A 21,636-nucleotide genomic window follows, 5' to 3' on the forward strand; every position below is an offset into this window, starting at 1 on the left:
CGCAAGTTGCTAGTTTACGCGCACTCTTAGGTGCTGATGGCGACCCTTCGCCCTCAGTTAAACGGGAAGTTGGTAAACGCGACTGCGTCAATCCAACGCTGCCCCCGCAACGGTGATCGAGACAAGAACGGCCAGGACGCCACTGTGCTCAGGCATGGGAAGGTGGTCGTTCGGAAAGGGTCGGCGCTTGAAAAAAGCGCCTCCTTTCGCTCGTCAGCCCGGAGACCGGCCCTGGAGTGACGGCTGAAAAAGCCACGGATTACCGGCATGCGGTGGGCATGTGCAGGGTGTAGGGTGGGCTGCCAACGCAGCTTGCCTGCCTTGCGTGTGCGCCTGCGCCGGCCACTAAAAAACACGCTGTGCGGGTGAGCACAGTGCGCAAGGGATCCATCATGCAACGTTTATATCCTACCGCCACGCTGGCGGCATTTGCCATGGCCGCCGTGCCCATGGCCGTTCATGCGCAGGCGCAGCAGGCCTCGGCCAGTCACGATACGCTCAATCCTGTCGTCGTGACGGCAGCGCTGGCACCGCGTACCGCCAACGAAAGCCTCTCTTCGGTCACCGTTCTGGATGAAGCGACGCTTCGCCGCCAGGACCCGGTGAGCATCACGGACCTGCTGCGCGGCCAGCCGGGCGTGGACGTTTCCAGCAATGGCAGCTTCGGCAAGAACAGCAGCGTCTTTCTGCGCGGTACCGGCAGCGCCCAGAACGTGCTGCTGATCGACGGCATTCGCTTACGTTCGGCCACCAGCGGCGGCGCGGCGTGGCAGTACCTGGAACCACGCATGTTCGACCGCGTCGAAGTCGTGCGCGGCCCCCGTGGCAGCCTCTACGGGGCCGATGCCATGGGCGGCGTCATTCAACTGTTTACCCCTGAAGGGCGTGAGGAAGGCCCGCAGCCGCGTATTTCCGCAGGCGGTGGCTCGTTCAACACCCAGCGGCTCAGCGCGGGGATCAGCGGCCGAGAAGGCGGCACCCGCTACAGCTTTGCCGGTAGCCACTTCACCACCGATGGCCAGCCCGTGCGCCGCGATGGCGACGACAAGGGGTACGACAACACCTCGGCGCTGGCGCGGGTATCGCACACCTTCGATAACGGTGCCGAAGCGGGCGTGCTGGCCCTGCGTGCCCGTGGTCACAACGAATACGACGGCGGCGAGAACGACTTCGTGCAGCAGGTGGCCGGGGTGTATGGCGAGCTGCCGCTGACAGACAGCTGGCGTAGCCGCCTGACGCTCAGCGAATCCCGCGATGAAAGCGATAACTTCGATGGCTTCAGCGAGTCTGCCTTTAATACCAAGATTCGCGCTGCCCGCTGGGAAAACACCTTCACCGCTGGGGCCCATGAGCTGGTGGCCGGAGCCGAGTACAGCGAAGACCGGGTAGACAGTACCACCGCCTACGATGAAACCAGCCGCAGCAATGCCGCCGTGTTCACCCAGGCCCTGCTGGACTTCTCCCCGCTGCTGGTACAGGCGAGCCTGCGCTTCGACGATAACGAATCCTACGGCGAGGAAGTGACCGGCAGCCTGGGGCTGGGCTACCAGCTGGATGACCAGCACACCCTGCGTGCCAGCTACGGCACGGCGTTCAATGCGCCCACCTACAACCAGCTCTACTTCCCTGGCTTCGGCAACCCCGACCTGGAAGCGGAAACGTCAGACACCCTCGAAGTAGGCGTTCGTGGCCAGTATGCCCAGTGGTTCTGGGATGCGGCGCTGTACCAGACCGACATCGACAACCTGATTGCGGGGCAGGGGCTGCAGTTCAACGTGCCGGAAAGCCGTATTCGGGGAGCCGAGCTGAGCGCCGGGGTCGAACTCGACGCCTGGACGCTGGCGGCGGCGCTCACCTACACCGACCCGGAGAATCGCCTGACCGGCATGCGCCTGCAAAACCGCGCTTCTCAAAGCCTGCGTCTGGACGTCGACCGTGAGCTGGGCGAGTGGTCGGTGGGCGGCTCCTGGCTGGCCCAGAACCACCGCTTCCGGGATGCCGCCAATCAGGACCGCCTGAGTGGCTACGGCCTGGTGAATCTTCGCGCCGGTTGGCAGTTTGCGCCGCTGTGGAGCGCTCGGGTGACGTTGGAGAACGTACTGGACCAGGACTACATCACCACGCGCTCCTTCGACGGTGCCGACTACATCAACGCTGGCCGGGCAGGGTTCCTGAGTGTTCACTTTGGCCAATGACACACTGACACGCGGGGCCCTGGGCCTCGCGTTTTCGTTCATGGCGGCCGCCGCCCAGGGGTATGACCATTCGCGCTGCGCGGTGGATGATCGCGACCGGGAGGTGTGCCTGCACGCCTCCGCCAACCGTATCGCCACGCTCTCGCCGGGGGCCACCGAGCTGACCTGGGCCGCCGGGGCGGGGGATCAGGTGGTGGCGGTGGTGAGCTACAGCGACTACCCCCCGGAAGCCAAACAGGTGGCCTCGGTAGGCAGCCACACGCGCATCGACCTGGAAGCGCTGGTGGGGCTGGCGCCGGACCTGGTCATCGGCTGGGTGACCGGCAACCCCGCCGAGCAGATGGAGACCCTGGAAGCGCTGGGCATGCCGGTGTTCTACATCGAGCCGCGCAGCGTGGAAGCGGTCGCCCATACCATCGAACGACTCGCCCGGCTGGCCGGTACCGAGCCAATAGGGCGGCAGGCGGCCAGCGAGTTCCGAGACGGCATGGCCGCGCTCACCGTGCGCTATAGCGAACGCGACCCGGTACCCACGTTCTACCAGGTATGGGACGAGCCGCTGATGGGCGTCAGTGACGAACACCTGATTGGCCAGGTGGTGACCCTGTGCGGCGGCGAGAACGTGTTTGGAAGCCTGGAACGGCTGGTGCCCAGACTGGATGACGAAGCCGTGCTGGCCGCCAACCCGGAAGCCATCATCGCGGGCGGCATGGGCGAAGAGAACCGCCACTGGCTGACCCACTGGGAGCAGTACCCCCACCTTGATGCGGTGGCCAAGGAGAACCTCTACTTCGTACCGCCTTCACTGATCCAGCGGCCCACTCCGCGACTGCTGGAAGGCACACAGCTGCTGTGCGACAAACTCGACCAGGCGCGCCAGAAGCGCGAGGACGCCTGATGCCGCTGCGCCGCTGGACACCCCTTGGCCTGCTGGCCCTGATGGCCGTGGCGGCGCTGCTGTTTTCGCTGACGGTGGGCAGCGCCTCGCTTTCCATGGCCCAGCTCTGGGGCGTGGTTCAGGGGCAGGGCGATGCGCTGGCGCGCACCCTGGTGGTGGAGCTGCGCCTGCCAAGGGCGCTCTCGGCCTTTGCGGTGGGCGGGCTGCTAGCCGTGGCCGGGGCGCTGATGCAGGTGCTGCTGCGTAACCCGCTGGCCGACCCCTACGTGCTGGGGCTTTCCGGCGGCGCCTCCATTGGTGCCCTGGCGGCCATGTTGGCGGGCCTGGGCGGCCTGCTGGTGTCCGGTTCTGCATTCGTGGGGGCGCTGGTATCGACGCTGCTGGTGTTTGGCCTGGCCCATGGCCGGGGCGGCTGGACTCCTTCCCGGCTGCTGCTGACCGGCGTGGTGGTGGCCGCCGGATGGGGCGCGGTGATTACCCTGATGCTGGCGCTGAGCCCCGCCGAGCGGCTGCCCGGCATGCTCTACTGGCTGATGGGCGACCTTTCCTACTCCCGCACCCCCTGGCCGCCGCTGCTCCTGCTGCTGATGACCTGCCTGGTGCTGGTGCCGCTGGGGCGCAGCCTGAACGTACTGGCCCGAGGCCCTCAGCAGGCGGCTGCGCTGGGGGTCGATGTGCGTCCGCTGGAGTGGAGCATCTACATCGCCGCCAGCCTGCTCACGGCCGCCGCCGTGACCAGCGCGGGCAGCATCGGCTTCGTGGGGCTGATCGTGCCGCACATGCTGCGCCTGGTGCTGGGCAACGACCAGCGGCTGATTCTGCCCGCCTGCGCCCTGGCCGGGGGCACGCTGCTGGTGCTGGCCGACACCCTGGCCCGCACCCTGATTGCCCCGGAACAGCTGCCCGTGGGGGTGATCACCGCGCTGCTGGGCGTGCCCACGTTCCTCTTTCTGCTCTACCGGAGCCGCTGATGACCCGCTTGGCCACCCAGGAGTTGATCATCGACGTGCCGGGGCGCCGTTCAGGCACCGCGCTGAACCTCACCATCGAGCCGGGGCAGGTGTGGGGCGTGCTGGGCCCCAACGGCGCAGGCAAGACCACGCTGCTGCACACTTTGGCCGGGCTTCACGCCCCCCGTTCGGGGCAGGTGCTGCTGGGCGACACGCCGCTTGGCCAGCTGCGCAGGCGACAAGTGGCCCAGCGGCTGGGGCTGGTGTTTCAGGAGCGGCTGGACGGCTTTCCCGCCACGGTACTGGAGACCGCGCTGATAGGCCGCCACCCCTACCTTTCATTGTGGCAGCGGGAAGGCGCCTACGACTACGCCCGCGCCGAGGCCGCGCTGGCCGCGCTGGACGTGGCCCACCTGCGCGACCGCCTGGTGAACACGCTCTCCGGCGGCGAACGCCAGCGGGTGGCCGTGGCCACGGTACTGACCCAGGCCCCCAGCCTCTGGCTGGCCGATGAACCCACCAACCACCTGGATTTGCACCACCAAAGCGCGGTGATGGCGCTAATGGCCGAGCAGGCGGCAAACGGCAGCGCGGTGATGATGTGCCTGCACGACCTCAACCTGGCCGCCCGTTGGTGCGACCACATTCTGCTGCTATACCCCAGCGGCGAAGCCTGCTGGGGCCCCCGGGACACCATGCTGGTACCCAGCGCGCTGGAGCGGCTCTACCGCCAGCGGCTGGCCACGGTAGAGGTGGACGGCGCGCCGGTGTTCGTGCCCATTCAAGCGCCATTGACCGATCATGAATGATTCAAGGAAGCCACATGTTGCAAGGTGAAGCACACGCCGCGTTGATCAGCGCCCCCGGCTCCGGCCAGGGCAAATCCATGGTGACGGCGGCACTGGCTCGGCTGCACCGCAATGCCGGGCGCACCGTGCGGGTGTTCAAGCACGGCCCCGACTACCTGGACCCCATGGTGCAAGAGGTCGCCTCTGGCCAGCCGGTGTACCAGCTTCACCCCTGGATGACCGGCGAGCACGAGTGCCGCTGGCGGCTGGCCAAAGCCGCTCAGGAAGCCGATGTGATTCTGGTGGAAGGCTCCATGGGGCTGTTCGATGGCTCGCCCTCCAGCGCGGATCTGGCCATGCTGGCGGGTATTCCCGCGCTGCCGGTCATCGATGCCTGGGGCATGGCGCAAACCTTCGGCGCGGTGGCCCAGGGCCTGGCCAACTACCACCCGGATCTCGCCATTCACGAAGTGATCGCCAACCGCGTGGGCAGCCCCGGCCACGGCAAACTGCTGGCCGAGAGCATGCCGGAAGGCATTGCCCTGCTGGGGGCCATTCCCCGCCACGAGGCCATGCAGATTCCCGACCGCCATCTGGGCCTGGTGCAAGCCAGCGAACTGGGCGGCCTGGATGCCCAGCTGGATGCCGCCGCGAAAATGCTGGAAGAGGCCGGGCTGGGCCGCCTGCCCAAGCGGGTCACGCTCAGCGCTGAGGCCCCCACACCTGTCCCGGCACATCTGCGCGGCGTGCGTATCGCCATCGCCAAAGACGACGCCTTCGCGTTTCTCTACCGCGCCAATCTCGATGTGCTCGAAGAGATGGGCGCCATGCTGCGCTTCTTCTCGCCGCTCAATGACGCAGCGCTGCCAGAGTGCGATGCCCTGTGGCTGCCCGGCGGCTACCCGGAACTCCACGCCGCCCGCTTCAGCGCCAACCAGCCCATGCACGACGCCATTCGCGCCCACCACTGGGCAGGCAAGCCCATACTGGCCGAGTGCGGCGGGCTGATGAACTGCGTAGAGCAATTGGTAGATGGCGACGGCAACGGCCACGCCATGCTGGGGCTACTGCCCGGCACCGCCAGAATGGCCGGAAAGCTCACTGCGCTTGGGCTGCAAAGCCTGCACACCCAACGCGGCGAACTGCGTGGCCACACCTACCACCACTCGCTGCTGGACACCTCCCTGAAGCCGCTGGCCCGCACCCGCAAGCTGGCAGGCAGCGAAGCCGAACCGATCTACATCGAGGGCGCGCTGGTGGCCAGCTACTTCCACGGCTACTTTCCCTCCGCGCCCAGGCTGGTGGCGGACATTTTCACCGGCCAGGCACTGCAGCCCACCGCGTAACGGGCAGGGGAGGCGGGTCGCCGCAAATCAAATATGGAAGGTTTTTCCATAAAGCCCAGTGGGCTATGATAGAGCGGCACACACTCCCCAACCCCAAGGAGCCACCATGAGCTTTTACGTCTACCTTTCCGGCGAGATTCACACCGACTGGCGCGAAGAGATCCAGCGCGGCGCAGAAGCCGCAGGCCTGGACGTGGTCTTCACCGCCCCGGTGACCGACCACGACGCCTCCGATGCCGCTGGCGACCACCTGGGCAAGCCGGACAACGGCTTCTGGCGTGACCACCAGTCTTCCAAAGTGAACGCCATCCGCACCCGCACCCTGATCGAACAAGCCGATCTGGTGGTGGTGCGCTTCGGCGACAAGTACAAGCAGTGGAACGCCGCCTTCGATGCAGGCTACTGCGCAGCCCTGGCCAAGCCCTACATCACGCTGCACAGCGAAGAGATCGTTCACCCGCTGAAAGAAGTCGACGCCCAGGCCCAAGCCTGGTGCACCACCACCGATCAGGTCGTGGAAACCCTGCGCTACGTACTGAAAGCATAAAACGTAAAAGGTAAAACACCCCAAGGAGCCCCCATGCGCGAAAATGCCAAAACCCCGGAACGCCATGCCCAGCGCATGGCGGCCAAGCAGAAAATCATGAACGAGCGCATCGCCCGCGCCGACAAAGAGCAGGGCATTTTGCTGGTGCTCACCGGCCCCGGCAAAGGCAAAAGCAGCTCCGGTTTTGGCATGCTCGCCCGCGCCCTGGGCCACGGCATGAAGGTAGGCGTGGTGCAGTTCATCAAGGGCGCGTTCAGCACCGGCGAAGAAGCCTTCTTCCGCAACCTGCCCAACGTGGACTACCACGTCATGGGCGAAGGCTACACCTGGGACACCCAGGACCGCGAACGCGACGTCGCCGCCGCCAACGCCGCCTGGGCACAAGCCAAGCGCATGCTGCAAGACGACAGCTACCACATGGTACTGCTCGACGAACTCAACATCGCCCTGCGCTACGAGTACCTCGACCTGGACCAGGTCCTCGACGACCTGCAAGCCCGCCCCCCCATGCAACACGCCATCGTCACCGGCCGCTACGCCCCCCAGCCCCTCATCGACCTCGCCGACACCGTCACCGAAATGAAAGTCGTCAAACACGCCTTCAAAGATCAAGGCATCAAAGCCCAAAAAGGCATCGAGCTTTGAAGTGAGGAGAAACGCGCAAGGGGGTAACGGCAATGCAAATGGTCGATGGCAACTTGTAGCGCGGCGTAACGCCTGAGCGAGAGCAACGAGCGAAGAAGGCACCCGCGAAGGCGGCGCCAGCCGCCCTTGTGGGAGGGAGCTTCAGCTCGCGACGATCAAGCCACCAAACCTCACCCCACCCGTAGCGCGGCGTAACGCCCGAGCGAGAGCAACGAGCGAGGAAGGCACCCGCAGCGGCGGCCCGGCGCGAAGGCGGCGCCCAGCCGCCCCGAACCCGCCACATTCCCTCAACCACTCCATCCCTTGACCCAACTCAATTTTTCCGAAAATCTGCGTGACCAAAGCCAAATTTATCAATAGAGTATGATGAAATCGCAAAAAGCAGCGGTCACGCGAATTTTGGTTATGCTGCCATGAGCCAGATATAGTCTTTTAGAAACAATGGTTTATGCCTGTTTGAGTGGCTATATAACATCAATAATCATGCTGGCGCGCTCAATAGTGTTATGTGGAAGGGCGTATAATCACTGTTGAACTAAACCGCTTCGCGGTAGCTGTTGACGAATCACGTTTTTCGCCTCATCGGGCCACACTATTGATTGACCCACGTGGGTCAATCAACAGGAGTGACGACGATGACTGCCCTGCGACAGAAGATGATCGCGGCCATGCGTCAGCGTGGCTTTGCGCAACGTACCCACAATACCTACCTGATGGTGGTCACTGATCTGGCACGTTATTTCCACCGTTCGCCAGACACGTTGAGTACCGACGACCTGCAACACTTCTTCAATCACCTGGTTCAGGAGCGCGGTTTGTCTGCCGCCAGTTGCCGTGTCTATCTGCACGGCGTGCGGTTCCTGTATTTGCACGTGTTGCAGTGGCCGTCGTTTGATGTGCCGCTCACCGTCCCCAAAAAACCGCAGCGGATTCCAGAACTGCTGACCCGCGACGAGGTTCGGCGGATCCTGGCCGCCTGCCAAAACGCCAAGCATCGCATGATGCTCGAACTGTGCTATGGCTGCGGATTGCGTGTGACCGAGGTCTGCCACCTGCGAGTTAGTGACATCGACAGCCAGCGTTACCAACTCCGTGTGACGCAGGGCAAGGGCGGCAAGGATCGTATGGTGTTACTACCCGTGACCCTGCTTGATCGCTTGCGCGATTACTGGCGCGCCTATCGGCCAGTCACATGGCTGTTCCCGAGCGCTCTGTTTCCCGATCAAGCCCTGCACGCCAGTGCGCCACAGAAGGCCTTTACCCAGGCCAAGCGTCTGGCCGGGGTCGAGCGGGTGGGTGGCATCCATAGTCTGCGCCATGCCTATGCCACCCATGTTCTGGAGCAAGGCCTGCCCGTCCATCAGCTCCAGCGACTACTGGGCCACCGTAACCTCCAGTCGACGATGCGCTACCTGCACTGGCTACCGAACCAGCAAGGGGGAGATCAGTGTCATATTGACCTGGTGGCCGCCCTGGAGGTGAGCCATGACTAAGGCCGCTACCTTGCAACAGGCATTGACCCGCTTTCTCGACCCAAGCGGTCTTGATCGCCAGCGCCAACGGGTGTGTACCCATCTGCTGGCCTGCCGAACGAAGGCGATGGGTGGGATGGTCTTACAGTGCTCTGACTGCGCTCATGTACAGCCACGCTACTTTGGCTGTCGTGATCGTCACTGTCCACAGTGTCAGGGCCGCGCCATGGCGCAATGGGCTGAGCGTCAGCAGGCCAATATGCTGCCGGTGCGCTATTACCACGTCGTATTCACGCTACCGCACAGTCTTAATGGCTGGGTTCAGCTTCATCCCGAGGTGATTCACCGATTGCTGTTCCAGAGTGCCTGGCAAACGCTGTGCACGTTTGCACGAGACCCAAAACGCCTCAACGGCGAAATGGGCATGATCGCGGTGCTTCACACCTGGGGCCAGAACCTGAGCCAGCATGTGCATCTGCATTGTCTGGTTCCAGGCGGTGCCTTGAGTGACGATGGCAAGTGGCATGAAGCGCGAAGCAACTACTTGTTCCCCGTGCGGGCCCTGTCACGCCACTTCCGTGGGCACATGGTGAGCGCTCTGCGCAAGGCCGCCCATGCTGGCGATCTCCACCGGGTTACCCGGCCCGGCGATGTCGATGCTCAATTGAACACACTGATGGCCACTGACTGGGTGGTTGACAGCAAGGACTGCCTTGAACACACCCAGGCGGTAGTACGCTACCTGGCGCGCTACACGCGCCAGATCGCCATCAGCAACGCACGTATCCTCGCCGTAGACGACCAGCAAGTGACCCTACGTTACAAGGATTACCGCGACCACGACCGACACAAGCAACTCATTCTGGATGGCGAGGAGTTCGTGCGTCGCTTCCTGCTCCACGTCCTGCCTAGGGGACTGATGCGAGTGCGGCATTACGGCTTTCTGGCCAATCGCTGCCGACGGCAACGTCTGGTACAGATCCGTCGAGCGCTAGCGATGGTTGACCAGGCCCCCCATGTCGATACAGCCGCCAGCGATGCGGAGCCGACCTACACCTGTCCACACTGCAAGCAGCCCACCTTACGGATGATCGGGACGCTCACACCCCAGCGCCCCCTCCATGATCAGCCGCCTAACGACAAGGAGCAACACTATCGAGCATGATGTAACGCCCTACGACAACAACAGACCTGGCTAACCGGCTCGCTAGCGAGTCATGGATAAGCTCGTCCCGATGATGGATTTTAGCCATCAGACGCGCTACATTGGGTTAAATTGGATTTGGAAGTGTCGACATAATGACGAAACGGACGATCAGAGCGCGTGCCCCCCGACCTGCCAATGCGCCGTTTGGCACCTCAGGCCACCTGTCAGTCAATACAATTCCCTATTAAATAGCCGCCTGATGGACGCGCCTTAGTCCAACAGGCATTTATTCGCCATGCTCCGCACGGCGAATAAATGCTTCACTGTTAGGCGCTACTGCTCACCTTATATTTGGACTTCGCATGAGACACTCTGAAAGACACAAAACAGATCGAATCGGTTGGCTTCGTGCTGCGGTTCTTGGTGCAAACGACGGGATTGTATCTACTGCGAGCCTGGTCTTGGGGGTGGCAGCAGCAGGGGCGGACTCCAAGGCTTTGTTAGTCGCAGGCGTAGCTGGTCTCGTTGCAGGTGCTATGTCGATGGCAGCAGGTGAGTACGTGTCAGTCAGCTCTCAAGCCGATACGGAGGGGGCCGACCTTGCCAGAGAGAAAGCCGAGCTGGCTGATGCGCCTGAACAAGAGCATGCGGAGCTTGCCGAGATTTACGTCAGGCGCGGGTTAGACCGGGCGCTCGCAGACAGCGTAGCAAGTCAACTGATGAAGCAGGATGCACTTGGGGCACATGCACGCGATGAACTTGGCATCTCAGAGGTCTCTACGGCCCGTCCAATTCAGGCTGCATTGGCGTCGGCAGGCACATTCTCGGTAGGTGCGGCCCTTCCCTTATGTGTCGTCCTATCGTTTCCGGAGTGGTTACTTATGTGGGTCGTCCCTGGCAGTTCATTGGTGTTCCTTGCCTTACTAGGCTCATTAGCAGCGAAAGTCGGCGGCGCTCCTGTTCTTAAGGCCGCCTCTCGGGTCACGTTTTGGGGGGCTCTGGCAATGGCTTTGACGGCTGGGGTCGGTGCGCTCTTCGGTGTGGCCGTATGATTTTCTGGCGGTGCATTCTCTCGCCTAACAAGGCGCTGCTGTCGGACAAATTCTCCGCTGCGCTTCAAATTTGCCGCAGAGCGCGGCGTTAGCCAATGTACGGATGGACTATGAATCTTTCAGATATCTTTGCCGTTTCCGCAGCCGTCATAGGTTCGGTTGGAGGAGCAGCGTTAATTATTGTCGGTCTGTCCTCATGGCTCGGGAAGGTATGGGCCAACCGCATTCTCGAACAGGACAGATTTCGCTATCAGTCTGAAATTGAAAAGTTAAAAAATGAACTAGCATCAGAGCGAGAGAAAGGTAATTTCGTATTCTCGATGTACTTTGAAGGCCAATTCAAGATTTACAATGATCTGTGGGTTTCACTGGTCGAACTCCGGCGCTGGGTCGACCAGTTATGGGCAGAAGCAACAAACCGAAATCTACGGAACTTTATTCGAGCCTTGGAAAAAGCTCAGCGTCAAATTCAGAATAGCGCGCTTTTGATTGAGCCTGACCACTACAATCAAATCACTAATGCTATGCAAGCCTTTGCAGACTACAAAGTGGGGAAAGAAGGTCTTGTATCGATCAGGAGCACACAGCGGATTGACGATAGCGAAGTTCAGGACATAATCGACGGCAATCAGCACAATCGCCAGTTAATTGTGCAATTCACGGACGATATTCTCGCCAAGATGCGGGGCCAGTTGCGAGATGCTGGGGCGCTGCTTACTTCTGGCTAACCAAGCGCTGTTGCCGGACAATTTCTCCACCGCTTTGCGGTTCCAAAATTGCCGCAAAGCGCGGCGTTAGGCTTCCAATCCCAAGCATTCTCACTTATGAAAAGGAATACTATGAATATAGATCAATTCTTGTCCATGCAGGATGGTGAGATCATGACTGCTGCTCAAGCTGAGAAGCTGAACAAAGAGCTGGCAACGATATCGGTTAATGACATTGCTGTGGTGGATAGACCAAAAATTGCTGACTATCTGGCTACAGCTCTTAATTTGAATTCAGTTGATGAATCTTTAGTTCCTGAATCCGTGAAGCCGGCGCCGACACTTTCCCTATCACCGCCAGCGAGCACTTTTTGATCATTCGCCCCGTGCAAGTTGGCTTTCGCAAGCCCGTTATTGCCAAAACCCACCGTGCTGATCGGTGCTGACGGCCCGTTTTGTCATGCCTTTCCACCCGCCAGGCACGACATATCTGGCGATCGCGTGTCGCTTGGAACTGCTTGTGGATAGAGTGTCGCCGATTGACGGTCAGCATGGCGTTCCTCGTGGATAACGCACTCGGCTCCGCAGCGTCTTGAGCACCGTCATGCGCCCGATATCCTGCCCGAAGTCGAGGATGATCTGCCGTGCCTTGTGAATCACGAGAGCCGCACGGTGCACCAGCTCTTGTAGCACGGTGCGCAGCCGGCGCCGCTTGGCCGGGTGGCGAACCGGGCTCAGCTCGCCGGTCATGCCCAGCTGTCCCATCAGGCGCAGGATGTTGTAGGCCAACTGGGCGAGATGCAGGATCAGATCGTTGGTGGCGAACTTGCCGGACGGCAAGCGCTCCAGGTCGAGATCGGTCTTGATCTCGCTGTGAAACTGCTCATGGGTGGCATGCGCCTGGTAGCGTTTGATCACCGCCTCCGGCGCCTCGTCCAGGCTGGTCCACCAGCCTTCCAACTCATAGTCCGGTTCGAGCAGCAACTGGCCATCGCGATCGGCGGTGCGCTCTACCAGGCGCATCACGCGTTGGACGACGTATTCGGTCTTGTTGTCGTCGTGGATCGAGACGGTCTGCGACCACAGCGCCTGGCGCTTGCCAGGACGCAGCTCTTCCCAGTAGTCCGCCGCCACCGCCAGCCAGGTATCTCGATCAGCCGTGGCCGAGCCACGCGGGTTCCATTTGACGACATAGTCGAGCCGGCGCCCCTCGTCGGCAAAGACCTGGCGTTGCTGTTCGAGAAGCGCCAGGTGCGCCTGGCTGTCGAAGCCGCTGTCCTCGCGTAACAGGATCGGTTGCTTGGTCAAGCATTGGGCGCGAGGCAGTACCCGCTCCAGGAAGGCGTTGCTCTCCTTCATGGTGTGCTGCTTGCCAGGCCGCAGTTCCAGACCCAGGCACCACCCTTCGTTGCCCAGATAGGCGGCGATCGGGGTGTAGCCATCGACCTTCTGGTAGGTCCGCGAGACGCCTTCCTTCTTCGAGTTGCTGTTGTCCATGACGAAGGTGTCGATGTCCAGGCAGACGTGCGTCGTCTCGGCGGTGATCGGTGCTTCGATCAGTGACAGCAGGGTCGTGGACCAGGTGGCGGTGCGCGCCTGCAGGTCGTTGGCGGCAAGTTTTTCCAGCCGCTGTCGCAGTGTCGCCGCGCTCGGCACCTTCTGCAGGGTCAGCAGTTGTTGGAAGGGCTTGTCGCGGCGGAAGTTCTCGACAGCGTCATAGTCGCTCATGCCCAGACACAGCAGGCCCAGGTAGCTCTTGATCACGTCACTGGTGCGCATGCCCAGCGTGGTGGGGAAGCGGCTGTCGATGCTGTCGACGCCAGCGATCTCGAAGCATTGCCCGATGATGGACAGCCCGGCGTGGCTGGTGAGGGTGCGGCAACTGGCGCGGAACTTTATGTTGGGCATGGCACTGTCTGGGTGAATGGCGATAATGGCTATATTGCCATGCAGGTCAGTGGGTTAGAAGTGCTTCCGGGGGCCGGTCTCACGGATTCAGGTGATGGTTCTTATCTCGGTCGGTCCACGTCGGTCAAGAATATGATTCCTAACCTGTCGGCGTTGAAAATCAATAAGTCTGGTGAACCGGCGCATCCTTTATATTTGAAATCAAGCTTGGTGCCGGTCAAGTTGAGCATTTAACAAGGCCAGGCACAGCGACGTCTTTTTCGTTGCGGCTTCGCCTTCACTACAAAGCCGCGCGTGCTGGCGGCGTTATGTTCCTTGACCGCACCTGTTAAGTGGTGCTATTAATAGCACTAAATTGTTGGCTAGGTAACCACTATGCAAGTGAAATTTTCCGAGGATGTCATTCCTCTATCAGACCTGAAGATCAATCCCGGAAAGGTGGTTGGTCGAGCACAGGACACGCATCGCCCAATCCTGCTTACCAGCCGTGGCCGCGGCGTAGCGGTTGTGCAGGGGCTCGAGGATTATGAGAAAAGTGCAGAGGAATTGCGGTTTGTAAAGGCGGTGGCGCAGGGGCTTATGGATGTTCGCGAGGGCAACACCGTATCGTTGGAGGACGCCAAGAAAACGTTGGGCATCAAGTAAATGGAATTACGCATCGCACAGTCCGCTCTTGAGGACTTACAGGCTATTCAAGAGTATTACAAAGAGCAGGATGTTCCACATATCGGTGATGATTTCGTGGCTGCGATCTTGGAGCATAGCGAAATGCTTCAGCTCCACCCTGATGCTGGCCGTATTGTTCCTGAATTCAACCTGGATCATATTCGCGAATTGATTCACGCGCCATTTCGAGTTGTCTATCTCAGGCAAGCTAAAGAGGTTGTGCTCATACGAGTCTGGCGAAGTGAGAGGCAGCTTGAGTTACCTGCAAACGAAACATAACCAAGCCATGCACCGGACGCCAAACCCTCCGCTTCGCTACGGTTTTGTCACCGGTGATGGCGGGCGTTAAAGATGCTGCTCCACATCCATACTGTTATGGAGAATTCGGATGACAACGATCCTGGATTCCGTACCGGCTCTGTAAAAGATAACATGACTGCCCTGACTGAACTTTTTGTACCCTGGTTTTATGTCACCCGCATTGCGGCCAATATCAGGCTGGCGAGCGAGCCGCTTGAAAGCATCGTCAAGCTGCCTGAGGTATGTATCGCGTTGGCGCTTTCCCCACTTTTCGGTGGTGAAGCGGCCTATCTCGACAACGTCTTTTCGGGCAGAGGTAGTGAGCAGGTATGGACGCATCAGTGAGCTTCGTTGTCCAGTTCTGTAATAACGCTTTCAAGGGAATACTCTGCGATTCCACTCTGTTCGCCTTCATCCAGGAGGCGTTGGAGCCGTTCAAGCTTACTTTCCGTTTCTTCAAGCAGACGCAGTCCGGCACGTACCACCTCGCTCACCGAGCCATAGCGGCCCTTTTCAACCTGAGTGGCTATAAACTCGTCAAAATGGGGGCCGAGTGTAATGCTGGTATTTCTAGCCATGGGGAAACTCCTGTACCAAATATTGGTATATCATGGCAAAGCACCCATAACAAGGCAAGGCAGGCCGACGCGATAAAGTCGCGCCACTGCTTGCAGCGCCATACAAAGCGTCCGCCTTGACGTACGTACCCAAAGACGCACACCTTGGTGAAAAGTTGAACATAAAAGTGGTGCGTCATGACCGGAATCACAGCCACCGAGGCGCGCAGCAACCTGTATCGGTTGATCGACGAGACCGCCGAGTCGCATCAGCCCATCGTCATCATGGGTAAGCGAAACAACGCCGTGCTGGTGTCCGAGGAAGACTGGTCTGCCATTCAGGAAACACTTTACCTGCTCTCCGTACCCGGTATGCGGGAATCTATTCGTGAGGGGATGGCTGCTCCCTTGGATGAATGCGATGAGGAGCTGGACTGGTGACATGGACGTTGGTTTACACCGGGTACGCCCAGCAAGATGCAAAGAAGCTAGCCTCCCGCGGCCTCAAACCAAAAGCCCAGGAACGGCTAGCGCTGGTAGCCGAAGACCTATACCGCAAGCCGCCTCCGTTTGAGAAGCTCGTGGGTGATGTTGCGGTGGCCTATTCACGCCGCATCAATATTCAGCATCGACTGGTCTATCAAGTGCTCGATGATGAGCGAGTGGTGAAAGTTCTCAGGCCTGGAGCCACTACGAATAATGCATAATCAAAGGCTGGTGCGGATGTATTAGCCTTGATTAACGACTGGCTGGGCCTTTTGTAAGAGGTCTGACATCACCCCTGATACAATCCCAGTAGCATACCAGAACCGCTTCCAAAGCTACTTTTTTTACCACCTGTCTCATGGTTTAATTAGCCCCCTTAATTTGAGTGTGCTTATACGTTTGGCTAAGGATGAAGATGAACGATTGGAAGCGGCGCGTATTGGGGGCTATGACGATTGCGGGGGGAGGTATTGGTATATCTTCCACGATGCCTTACATGATGGTGTCATCGCATGTTCTGGACTGGCTGTTTTGTATTGGTTTTATTCTGTTGTTTTCGTGGGGTATTTGGTGCGGCATTCAATTGTTAGAGAAGCAGCCGAACGCAGCGCGTGCCAATTTCAAGTTTTGGCTAATACAGGTGCCTGTTTTTAATACGCCTGTGCTGGGCTACTTTTTTGGCTCGGGTGCTTACCTGTCCGTGTGGGTGGGTTTAGGCAATATCAGTTATGGCTATAACGCCATGCTGGGCAGTGGTTTTCAGTATTCGTTCATGAATGACTCGTTTCCCACTCTGGTGGGGGTGAACATTCTGGCGCTTTTAATGAGCTTTTGGTTCTATCGCAAAGCCTATGGTGCCGATGTGTCGTCGTAACGCACGGTGCCGTGAGGTATTCACGTGATCATGCATCCTTGGCATATGGAGGGGCAGAATGAACCACGGCACTTATTATGAGCGCTCGAAGCAGCTGGATCTTTATCCGCACCTACGTGAATCCGTCGAGCGGCTAACCGGCGAGCTGCCCAGGACCGCCATTGATATGGGCTGTGGAGCAGGGCGGAATGCCCTGTTTTTGGTGGAGCGCGGTTATCGGGTGCATGCGTTTGACCATCACCCACTGGCCATCGAGCGCTTACAAGAAGCGGGCAAGGCGCATCTGGGGTCATCGCTGTTTACCTCTCAGGCCCGTTTTGATGAGTTCGAGTATCCGCCTGCTTCCTTGATCACCGCGTGTATGAGCCTGTTTTTTTGTCACCCTGACGTGTTTACAACGGTGTGGCACAGGTTGACTCAATCGTTGAGCTCAGGGGGCATGTTTTGTGGCCATTTCATGGGGCCTGATGATACCTGGGCACAAGATGAAAGCCGCCATTTGACCATCCACACGCCCGCTACGCTGTCCACGCTATTTGCGGATGACTATCACGTCATTATCCTTCAAGAACAAAGCAGGGCAGGGATGACGCTCATGGGCAAAAATGAGCACTGGCACACTTATTCAGCGATCCTTCAGAAGCGGTGATCTGTGCCAGTAGCGTAGTCTTTTCCTTGGCATGCCCATCACACCACGCCATCATTCACTCAGATGAGCGGCCATCCGTGGCGAAGCTTCTGCCGCTGGAAGGTATGGGCCGATATTGCGCACCATGCGCTCGATGTATTCTGTTTTCTCCCCCACAGGGGCCACATAATGCATGGCTTCTTCGGCTGCCTCCATGCCCACCAGACGGGCTATCATCCAGCAGGCTAGGTATTGTGAGCCCAGGCAGCCACCTGCAGTGGCGATATTTCCGCTGGCAAAGAACGGCTGATTCAATACCTCGATGCCTGCTTCCATCACCCAGGGGCGGGTGGTGAGATCGGTACAGGCAGGAACGTTCCCGAGAAGGCCGCGTTTGGCGAGCAGCAAGGTGCCCGAGCACTGTGCGCCCAAAAGTTGTTGGTCGGGGTTCAACGTAAGCTGGGCCATCAAGTGCTCGTTGTCAGCAATCTCACGGGTATGGATGCCGCTACCGATCAGGACGGCATCGGCGCTTGCCAGCTCTGCGAAAGAGGCTTGGGCGTGGAGGGTAACGCCATTCATCGATGTCACCTTGGCTTCCGGGCACATGAGCGATACGCGCCAGCCGGGCTGTTTGATGCGATTCAAAATGCCCAGGGCGATCAATGAGTCAAGTTCGTTGAAGCCTTCGAAGGTAAGGATGGCGATATGCATGAGGTGAAGCTCCTGGTGGGGTCACGTATCGCATGCTAGGCATGGTATATATCACAATCAAATTATTGTCATGGATACAATGCCCATGCCACGTGCCCGATACAAACAGGTAGTCGATGCCTTCGCGCTGGAGATTCGTGCTGGAAAGTACCGCCCTGGCACGCGCTTACCTACGCACCGGCAACTTGCCCAGCGGTACGGATTGGCGCTGGCCACGGCAACACGGGTATACGCCGAGCTTGAAGCCATGGGGCTTGTGGTGGGAGAAACGGGGCGAGGAACGTTTGTGAGGGATACTGCGCTGCCGCCGGGGCTGGGGGTAGACCAGCAGCAAGTCGTCGATGGCCTGCTAGACCTCAGCTTCAATTACCCCACTGTGGCGGGGCAGGCGGATCTGCTGCGCGCAACGCTAAGCCAGCTCGCTTCATCAGGTGATGTGAGTGCATTGCTCCACTACCAGCCCCACGGTGGTCGTCTGCATGAGAGAGAGATCGTTGCCGAGCACGTGATGCGCAGTGGTCTAAACGTCGCTGCGGAACGGTTATTGCTGGTCGATGGTGCTCAGCATGGCTTGGCGACCACGGCCATGGCGCTATTCAAGCCGGGTGATGTGATCGCCGTCGATGCCATCACGTACCCAGGCTTTAGTGTCCTGGCGCATCGCTTAGGGTTGGAACTGGCAGCAGTGCCCGCCAATGTGGAAGGAACCGACTTGTGTGCACTCGCGCGACTTTGCCAGCGCCGCCGCGTTCGTGCAGTCTATGTTCAGCCCACCGTTCATAACCCCATGGGGTGGGTAATGGGGCTGGCATGGCGGCATCAGCTCATTGGCTTGGCCGAGCAACACGATTTTCTGATCATCGAGGATGCTCCCTATGCGTTTCTTGAGACCCTGGCGCCTCCGCCGCTGGCCAAGCTTGCCCCCGAACGTACGATATACGTGTCGAGTTTCTCCAAAAGCGTGGCCACCGGCTTGCGGGTTGGCTATGTGGTGGCACCTGCACAATGGGTTGCCGAGATAGAGCGCACGATTCGTGCGACGACCTGGAACACGCCAGCAGTGATGACGGCGATGGTATGCCAATGGGTGCTAGAGGGTACGGTGGCGCGTTTGGAACAGCAAAAGCGTGAGGATGCCGCACAGCGGCAAGCGGTGGTGGCTCGGGTATTCAAGGGCATGCGCTATCAGGCACACCCTGCGTCTTACTGCGTTTGGCTGCCCTTGCTGGAAGAGGGGCGTGCCGACCGGGTGGCAAGTGCGCTTTTACAACAAGGCATCAGTGTATCGACCGCAGCTCCCTTTTCAACGGCAGCCCAGGTGCCCCATGCCATCCGTCTTGCGCTAGCATCGGTAGATATTCAGCAGCTCGAAAAAGCGCTGTGTGCCGTCAGGGAGGTCGTTGAATACCATGCCTACGTTTAACATCCGCCGTCGAGTCACCACGAACACGGCCAACCACGAACCCTCACTTTGACAAGACGGCTCCAACCATGACCCGCAAAACCCTAAGCCTCAAAACGAAACGGCCCCTAGAGGCCAAGCCCGCCGAGACAGTGGCCGATTCCTCTCCCGAAGAGCAATCACATACCGACCCCGAAAAGCGCTTTCTCAACGGCACGGCCATTCATCCTTCCCCGCGCCTTTATCTGGCCAATGGCGTTCGTGAGCACAGCGTGCGGGCGATGGATTTGATCACGCCCATTGGCATGGGGCAGCGCGGGCTGATCGTGGCGCCGCCGGGGGCGGGGAAAACCACCCTGTTGAAGCATATCTGCCAGGCCGTGGCGGCGGCGTATCCCGAGATCAAGCTGTATGCCCTGTTGATCGATGAGCGCCCGGAGGAAGTGACCGATTTCAAGCGCAGCGTGACCGCCGAGGTGCACGCTTCGTCGTCTGACGAAAGCTACGCCCACCATGTGCGCGTGGCCGATAACCTGCTGCAAACGGCGCGCAGGCAAGCCGGGGAAGGGCACGATGTGATGATCGTGATCGACTCATTGACGCGGCTTTCCCGGGTGCACAATGCGGGGCAGCGGGGCAGTGGCCGTACCATGTCCGGCGGGTTGGATACCCGGGCGCTGGAAATCCCCCGCAAACTGTTCGGTGCGGCACGGAACATCGAAAACGGCGGCTCGCTGACCATTCTGGCCACCGTGCTGGTGGAGACGGGAAGCCGCATGGATCAGGTGATCTTCGAGGAGTTCAAGGGCACCGGCAACATGGAGCTGGTGCTGTCGCGGGAGGTGGCCAGCCAGCGCATCTTCCCGGCGCTCGATATTGCCAAAAGCAGTACCCGCCGCGAAGAGCTGTTGATCGAGGCCCACGAGATCGAAAAGGTACGCAGCCTGCGCAGAGCCTTGGCGCCGCTCAAGCCAACCGACGGCGCGCAGAAGCTGCTGGCGCTGCTGGAGAAGTACCCCACCAACGCCGAGCTGCTGGCGGCGTTTTCACCCGCTCAGGGGTAAGGCCTGCCACCTGCCTGCGGGCCATCGCTCGCCGACGCTGCGTGCAACGTCTAGCGGCTGCCTTTCTTCACATGCTTCAAATTGGAGGCCGGGACGGCCTTCTTGACTGGAAACTCTGCCACTTCCCGGCGCTCGATGAGCTGGTTCATGCGCCGTTCGATGGCACACAGGTTCTTGAAGTCGCTGATGTCCACCAGCGAGATGGCTTCCCCGGAGGCCCCGGCGCGGCCGGTGCGGCCAATGCGGTGGATGTACTCTTCCGGCTGGAAGGGTAAGTCGTAGTTCACCACTCGGCTCAGCTCGCCGATATCCAGCCCCCGCGCCGCGACGCCGGTGGCTACCAGGTACTTGAGCTCACCGGTTTTGAACTGGGCCAGAATCTTTTCGCGCATGGCCTGGCTTCTGCCGCCATGGATGGAGTCCGCGACGATGCCGCGTTTCTCCAACTGGGCCACCAGCTTGGCCGCGCTGTGCTTCTTCTCGACGAAGATCAGCGCCTGGTCCCAGGCCTGTTCGTTGATCAGGTGGCTGAGCAGGGCGGATTTGGTGTCCTTGTCGACCGTGATCAGCCACTGTTCGATGGTGTCGGCGGCGCGAACGTTGGGGGTGATGGCGATGTTGGCGGCCAGGTCGGTCATCTTGCTGTCTGAAAAACTACGGGCGAGGGCGCGAACGTCCTGGGTCATGGTGGCCGTGAACAGCAGGTTCTGGCGCTGTTCCGGCAGGCGCACGATGATCTTGTGAATATCATCCACAAAGCCCATGTCGACCATTCTGTCCGCTTCGTCCAGTACCATGACCTGCAGCTCGTCGAAGTGCAGGGCGCGCTGATGCGCCAGGTCCAGCAGCCTGCCCGGTGTGGCCACTAGAATGTCCACGCCTTCGATCAAACGCTCCTTTTGGGGCGCGGTATCCACACCGCCATACGCGGCCATCGAGGTGAGCTGGGTATGCCTGGCGTATTGCGCCACGCTGGCGTTGACCTGTACCGCCAGCTCGCGAGTGGGCACCAGAATCAGCGCGCGGATGCGCTTGGCCCGCAGCGCTTCTGCCTTGCTGAAGCGCTCCAGCAGCGGCAGCACGAAGGCGGCGGTTTTGCCGGTGCCGGTTTGGGCGGTGGCGATGAGGTCCTTGCCCGAGAGAATGGCGGGAATGGCCTGTTCCTGGATGGGCGTGGGCGTCTGGTAACCGAGTTCGGTAATCGCCTGAACGAGGGGAGTGGATAAACCGAGTGTAGAAAAAGGCATAAGGGGCCCTGACAGCGAGTCGTAGGTGGGTCGAACGTAAAAA

The 21,636-nt window shown here is 60.1% G+C and carries 25 protein-coding genes, 1 pseudogene and 1 riboswitch; of the genes and pseudogenes, 21 read left to right on the forward strand and 5 right to left on the reverse strand.

The features are described 5' to 3' along the window. The first annotated feature begins 11 nt into the window (after positions 1-11). Positions 12-248: riboswitch (cobalamin riboswitch) on the forward strand. A 144-nt stretch (positions 249-392) separates the two neighbouring features. The 12 genes from RVM27_RS16020 to RVM27_RS16075 all read left to right on the forward strand — a co-directional run bounded on the left by RVM27_RS16020 (position 393) and on the right by RVM27_RS16075 (position 12,122). Continuing rightward, entirely contained in the window at positions 393-2,195 is a 1,803-nt protein-coding gene (locus tag RVM27_RS16020; protein WP_498956985.1) for a TonB-dependent receptor family protein, read from the forward strand. Beyond that, positions 2,176-3,093, forward strand: a complete 918-nt coding sequence (locus tag RVM27_RS16025; RefSeq protein ID WP_498956986.1) for a cobalamin-binding protein — start codon at positions 2,176-2,178, stop codon at positions 3,091-3,093. Before RVM27_RS16020 ends, RVM27_RS16025 begins: the two co-directional genes overlap by 20 nt. Further along, the gene (locus RVM27_RS16030) at positions 3,093-4,064 is read left to right on the forward strand and encodes a FecCD family ABC transporter permease (protein ID WP_498956987.1); all 972 of its coding nucleotides are present in this window, start codon (positions 3,093-3,095) and stop codon (positions 4,062-4,064) included. Before RVM27_RS16025 ends, RVM27_RS16030 begins: the two co-directional genes overlap by 1 nt. Further along, positions 4,064-4,852 (forward strand): ABC transporter ATP-binding protein, encoded by a 789-nt coding sequence (locus tag RVM27_RS16035; RefSeq protein ID WP_498956988.1) that lies wholly within the window; start codon positions 4,064-4,066, stop codon positions 4,850-4,852. The genes RVM27_RS16030 and RVM27_RS16035 overlap by 1 nt, the downstream gene beginning before the upstream one ends. A 14-nt stretch (positions 4,853-4,866) precedes the next feature. Continuing rightward, positions 4,867-6,177: a hydrogenobyrinic/cobyrinic acid a,c-diamide synthase gene (locus RVM27_RS16040; RefSeq protein ID WP_498956989.1), complete on the forward strand. Its 1,311-nt coding sequence runs from the start codon at positions 4,867-4,869 to the stop codon at positions 6,175-6,177. 106 nt (positions 6,178-6,283) lie between these two features. Beyond that, positions 6,284-6,724, forward strand: coding sequence for a YtoQ family protein (locus RVM27_RS16045; RefSeq protein ID WP_016914164.1), 441 nt, complete (start codon positions 6,284-6,286; stop codon positions 6,722-6,724). A gap of 33 nt (positions 6,725-6,757) precedes the next feature. Further along, entirely contained in the window at positions 6,758-7,369 is a 612-nt protein-coding gene (gene cobO, locus RVM27_RS16050) for a cob(I)yrinic acid a,c-diamide adenosyltransferase (protein ID WP_096922788.1), read from the forward strand. A gap of 635 nt (positions 7,370-8,004) precedes the next feature. Continuing rightward, positions 8,005-8,862 carry a tyrosine-type recombinase/integrase gene (locus tag RVM27_RS16055; protein ID WP_213262753.1) on the forward strand — a complete coding sequence of 286 codons (858 nt, stop codon included), beginning with the start codon at positions 8,005-8,007 and terminating at the stop codon, positions 8,860-8,862. Further along, complete coding sequence (locus RVM27_RS16060) at positions 8,855-10,006, forward strand: IS91 family transposase (protein ID WP_498938785.1); 1,152 nt, start codon at positions 8,855-8,857, stop codon at positions 10,004-10,006. The genes RVM27_RS16055 and RVM27_RS16060 overlap by 8 nt, the downstream gene beginning before the upstream one ends. A gap of 344 nt (positions 10,007-10,350) precedes the next feature. After that, a complete protein-coding gene (locus RVM27_RS16065; RefSeq protein ID WP_020742832.1) occupies positions 10,351-11,040 on the forward strand; it encodes a VIT1/CCC1 transporter family protein in 690 nt (229 codons plus the stop codon). 110 nt (positions 11,041-11,150) lie between these two features. After that, positions 11,151-11,768 (forward strand): hypothetical protein, encoded by a 618-nt coding sequence (locus tag RVM27_RS16070; protein WP_498956990.1) that lies wholly within the window; start codon positions 11,151-11,153, stop codon positions 11,766-11,768. A 111-nt stretch (positions 11,769-11,879) separates the two neighbouring features. Beyond that, positions 11,880-12,122 carry a hypothetical protein gene (locus RVM27_RS16075; protein WP_498956991.1) on the forward strand — a complete coding sequence of 81 codons (243 nt, stop codon included), beginning with the start codon at positions 11,880-11,882 and terminating at the stop codon, positions 12,120-12,122. A gap of 171 nt (positions 12,123-12,293) precedes the next feature. On the opposite strand, the gene RVM27_RS16080 is transcribed toward RVM27_RS16075, so the two are convergent. Next, positions 12,294-13,655, reverse strand: a complete 1,362-nt coding sequence (locus RVM27_RS16080) for an IS1380 family transposase (protein WP_498956793.1) — start codon at positions 13,653-13,655, stop codon at positions 12,294-12,296. 12 nt (positions 13,656-13,667) lie between these two features. Here RVM27_RS16080 and RVM27_RS16085 point away from each other — a divergent pair, with 12 nt between their 5' ends. From RVM27_RS16085 to RVM27_RS16095, 3 genes are all read left to right on the forward strand, one after another. After that, positions 13,668-13,889 carry a DUF1643 domain-containing protein gene (locus tag RVM27_RS16085; RefSeq protein WP_498956992.1) on the forward strand — a complete coding sequence of 74 codons (222 nt, stop codon included), beginning with the start codon at positions 13,668-13,670 and terminating at the stop codon, positions 13,887-13,889. 141 nt (positions 13,890-14,030) lie between these two features. Then, positions 14,031-14,300 carry a type II toxin-antitoxin system Phd/YefM family antitoxin gene (locus RVM27_RS16090; protein WP_086904841.1) on the forward strand — a complete coding sequence of 90 codons (270 nt, stop codon included), beginning with the start codon at positions 14,031-14,033 and terminating at the stop codon, positions 14,298-14,300. After that, complete coding sequence (locus RVM27_RS16095) at positions 14,301-14,600, forward strand: type II toxin-antitoxin system RelE/ParE family toxin (RefSeq protein ID WP_086904840.1); 300 nt, start codon at positions 14,301-14,303, stop codon at positions 14,598-14,600. It abuts the gene before it with no gap. Positions 14,601-14,666: 66 nt separating this feature from the next. On the opposite strand, the gene RVM27_RS16100 is transcribed toward RVM27_RS16095, so the two are convergent. Both RVM27_RS16100 and RVM27_RS16105 read right to left on the reverse strand, forming a co-directional pair. Then, positions 14,667-14,960 carry a type II toxin-antitoxin system RelE/ParE family toxin gene (locus RVM27_RS16100; RefSeq protein ID WP_498956993.1) on the reverse strand — a complete coding sequence of 98 codons (294 nt, stop codon included), beginning with the start codon at positions 14,958-14,960 and terminating at the stop codon, positions 14,667-14,669. Next, positions 14,960-15,199, reverse strand: coding sequence for a type II toxin-antitoxin system ParD family antitoxin (locus RVM27_RS16105; protein WP_016914150.1), 240 nt, complete (start codon positions 15,197-15,199; stop codon positions 14,960-14,962). The genes RVM27_RS16100 and RVM27_RS16105 overlap by 1 nt, the downstream gene beginning before the upstream one ends. Positions 15,200-15,376: 177 nt before the next feature. Between RVM27_RS16105 and RVM27_RS16110 the strand changes: the two genes are divergently transcribed. From RVM27_RS16110 to RVM27_RS16125, 4 genes and pseudogenes are all read left to right on the forward strand, one after another. After that, positions 15,377-15,619: a type II toxin-antitoxin system Phd/YefM family antitoxin gene (locus tag RVM27_RS16110; protein WP_498956994.1), complete on the forward strand. Its 243-nt coding sequence runs from the start codon at positions 15,377-15,379 to the stop codon at positions 15,617-15,619. Next, positions 15,616-15,878: pseudogene (locus tag RVM27_RS16115) on the forward strand (Txe/YoeB family addiction module toxin). The gene RVM27_RS16110 and the pseudogene RVM27_RS16115 overlap by 4 nt, the downstream one beginning before the upstream one ends. 201 nt (positions 15,879-16,079) lie before the next feature. Then, positions 16,080-16,538 (forward strand): hypothetical protein, encoded by a 459-nt coding sequence (locus RVM27_RS16120; RefSeq protein WP_139788441.1) that lies wholly within the window; start codon positions 16,080-16,082, stop codon positions 16,536-16,538. A gap of 58 nt (positions 16,539-16,596) precedes the next feature. Beyond that, the gene (locus RVM27_RS16125) at positions 16,597-17,187 is read left to right on the forward strand and encodes a class I SAM-dependent methyltransferase (RefSeq protein WP_498956995.1); all 591 of its coding nucleotides are present in this window, start codon (positions 16,597-16,599) and stop codon (positions 17,185-17,187) included. A 51-nt stretch (positions 17,188-17,238) separates the two neighbouring features. On the opposite strand, the gene RVM27_RS16130 is transcribed toward RVM27_RS16125, so the two are convergent. Beyond that, complete coding sequence (locus RVM27_RS16130; protein WP_498956996.1) at positions 17,239-17,880, reverse strand: type 1 glutamine amidotransferase family protein; 642 nt, start codon at positions 17,878-17,880, stop codon at positions 17,239-17,241. A gap of 85 nt (positions 17,881-17,965) precedes the next feature. Between RVM27_RS16130 and RVM27_RS16135 the strand changes: the two genes are divergently transcribed. Both RVM27_RS16135 and rho read left to right on the forward strand, forming a co-directional pair. Beyond that, the gene (locus RVM27_RS16135; protein WP_498956997.1) at positions 17,966-19,303 is read left to right on the forward strand and encodes an aminotransferase-like domain-containing protein; all 1,338 of its coding nucleotides are present in this window, start codon (positions 17,966-17,968) and stop codon (positions 19,301-19,303) included. A 68-nt stretch (positions 19,304-19,371) separates the two neighbouring features. Continuing rightward, the gene (gene rho / locus RVM27_RS16140; RefSeq protein ID WP_498956998.1) at positions 19,372-20,346 is read left to right on the forward strand and encodes a transcription termination factor Rho; all 975 of its coding nucleotides are present in this window, start codon (positions 19,372-19,374) and stop codon (positions 20,344-20,346) included. A gap of 50 nt (positions 20,347-20,396) precedes the next feature. Here rho and RVM27_RS16145 read toward each other — a convergent pair whose 3' ends face one another. Then, positions 20,397-21,593 carry a DEAD/DEAH box helicase gene (locus tag RVM27_RS16145; RefSeq protein WP_062374603.1) on the reverse strand — a complete coding sequence of 399 codons (1,197 nt, stop codon included), beginning with the start codon at positions 21,591-21,593 and terminating at the stop codon, positions 20,397-20,399. Between the last annotated feature and the right edge of the window lie 43 nt (positions 21,594-21,636).

Source organism: Halomonas sp. KM007 (assembly GCF_050709225.1).
Classification (GTDB): Bacteria; Pseudomonadota; Gammaproteobacteria; order Pseudomonadales; family Halomonadaceae; genus Vreelandella; species Vreelandella hamiltonii.

Excerpts from the sequence above, each read along its gene's own strand:
- cobO (WP_096922788.1), top strand. The coding sequence starts at position 6,758 with ATGCGCGAAAATGCCAAAACCCCGGAACGCCATGCCCAGCGCATGGCG.
- RVM27_RS16075 (WP_498956991.1), top strand. The coding sequence starts at position 11,880 with ATGAATATAGATCAATTCTTGTCCATGCAGGATGGTGAGATCATGACT.
- RVM27_RS16070 (WP_498956990.1), top strand. The coding sequence starts at position 11,151 with ATGAATCTTTCAGATATCTTTGCCGTTTCCGCAGCCGTCATAGGTTCG.
- RVM27_RS16100 (WP_498956993.1), bottom strand. The coding sequence starts at position 14,960 with ATGCGTCCATACCTGCTCACTACCTCTGCCCGAAAAGACGTTGTCGAG.
- RVM27_RS16110 (WP_498956994.1), top strand. The coding sequence starts at position 15,377 with ATGACCGGAATCACAGCCACCGAGGCGCGCAGCAACCTGTATCGGTTG.
- RVM27_RS16135 (WP_498956997.1), top strand. The coding sequence starts at position 17,966 with ATGCCACGTGCCCGATACAAACAGGTAGTCGATGCCTTCGCGCTGGAG.
- RVM27_RS16055 (WP_213262753.1), top strand. The coding sequence starts at position 8,005 with ATGACTGCCCTGCGACAGAAGATGATCGCGGCCATGCGTCAGCGTGGC.
- RVM27_RS16125 (WP_498956995.1), top strand. The coding sequence starts at position 16,597 with ATGAACCACGGCACTTATTATGAGCGCTCGAAGCAGCTGGATCTTTAT.
- RVM27_RS16105 (WP_016914150.1), bottom strand. The coding sequence starts at position 15,199 with ATGGCTAGAAATACCAGCATTACACTCGGCCCCCATTTTGACGAGTTT.
- RVM27_RS16065 (WP_020742832.1), top strand. The coding sequence starts at position 10,351 with ATGAGACACTCTGAAAGACACAAAACAGATCGAATCGGTTGGCTTCGT.
- RVM27_RS16060 (WP_498938785.1), top strand. The coding sequence starts at position 8,855 with ATGACTAAGGCCGCTACCTTGCAACAGGCATTGACCCGCTTTCTCGAC.
- RVM27_RS16040 (WP_498956989.1), top strand. The coding sequence starts at position 4,867 with ATGTTGCAAGGTGAAGCACACGCCGCGTTGATCAGCGCCCCCGGCTCC.
- RVM27_RS16145 (WP_062374603.1), bottom strand. The coding sequence starts at position 21,593 with ATGCCTTTTTCTACACTCGGTTTATCCACTCCCCTCGTTCAGGCGATT.
- RVM27_RS16030 (WP_498956987.1), top strand. The coding sequence starts at position 3,093 with ATGCCGCTGCGCCGCTGGACACCCCTTGGCCTGCTGGCCCTGATGGCC.
- RVM27_RS16020 (WP_498956985.1), top strand. The coding sequence starts at position 393 with ATGCAACGTTTATATCCTACCGCCACGCTGGCGGCATTTGCCATGGCC.
- rho (WP_498956998.1), top strand. The coding sequence starts at position 19,372 with ATGACCCGCAAAACCCTAAGCCTCAAAACGAAACGGCCCCTAGAGGCC.
- RVM27_RS16080 (WP_498956793.1), bottom strand. The coding sequence starts at position 13,655 with ATGCCCAACATAAAGTTCCGCGCCAGTTGCCGCACCCTCACCAGCCAC.
- RVM27_RS16045 (WP_016914164.1), top strand. The coding sequence starts at position 6,284 with ATGAGCTTTTACGTCTACCTTTCCGGCGAGATTCACACCGACTGGCGC.
- RVM27_RS16090 (WP_086904841.1), top strand. The coding sequence starts at position 14,031 with ATGCAAGTGAAATTTTCCGAGGATGTCATTCCTCTATCAGACCTGAAG.
- RVM27_RS16120 (WP_139788441.1), top strand. The coding sequence starts at position 16,080 with ATGAACGATTGGAAGCGGCGCGTATTGGGGGCTATGACGATTGCGGGG.
- RVM27_RS16035 (WP_498956988.1), top strand. The coding sequence starts at position 4,064 with ATGACCCGCTTGGCCACCCAGGAGTTGATCATCGACGTGCCGGGGCGC.
- RVM27_RS16095 (WP_086904840.1), top strand. The coding sequence starts at position 14,301 with ATGGAATTACGCATCGCACAGTCCGCTCTTGAGGACTTACAGGCTATT.
- RVM27_RS16130 (WP_498956996.1), bottom strand. The coding sequence starts at position 17,880 with ATGCATATCGCCATCCTTACCTTCGAAGGCTTCAACGAACTTGACTCA.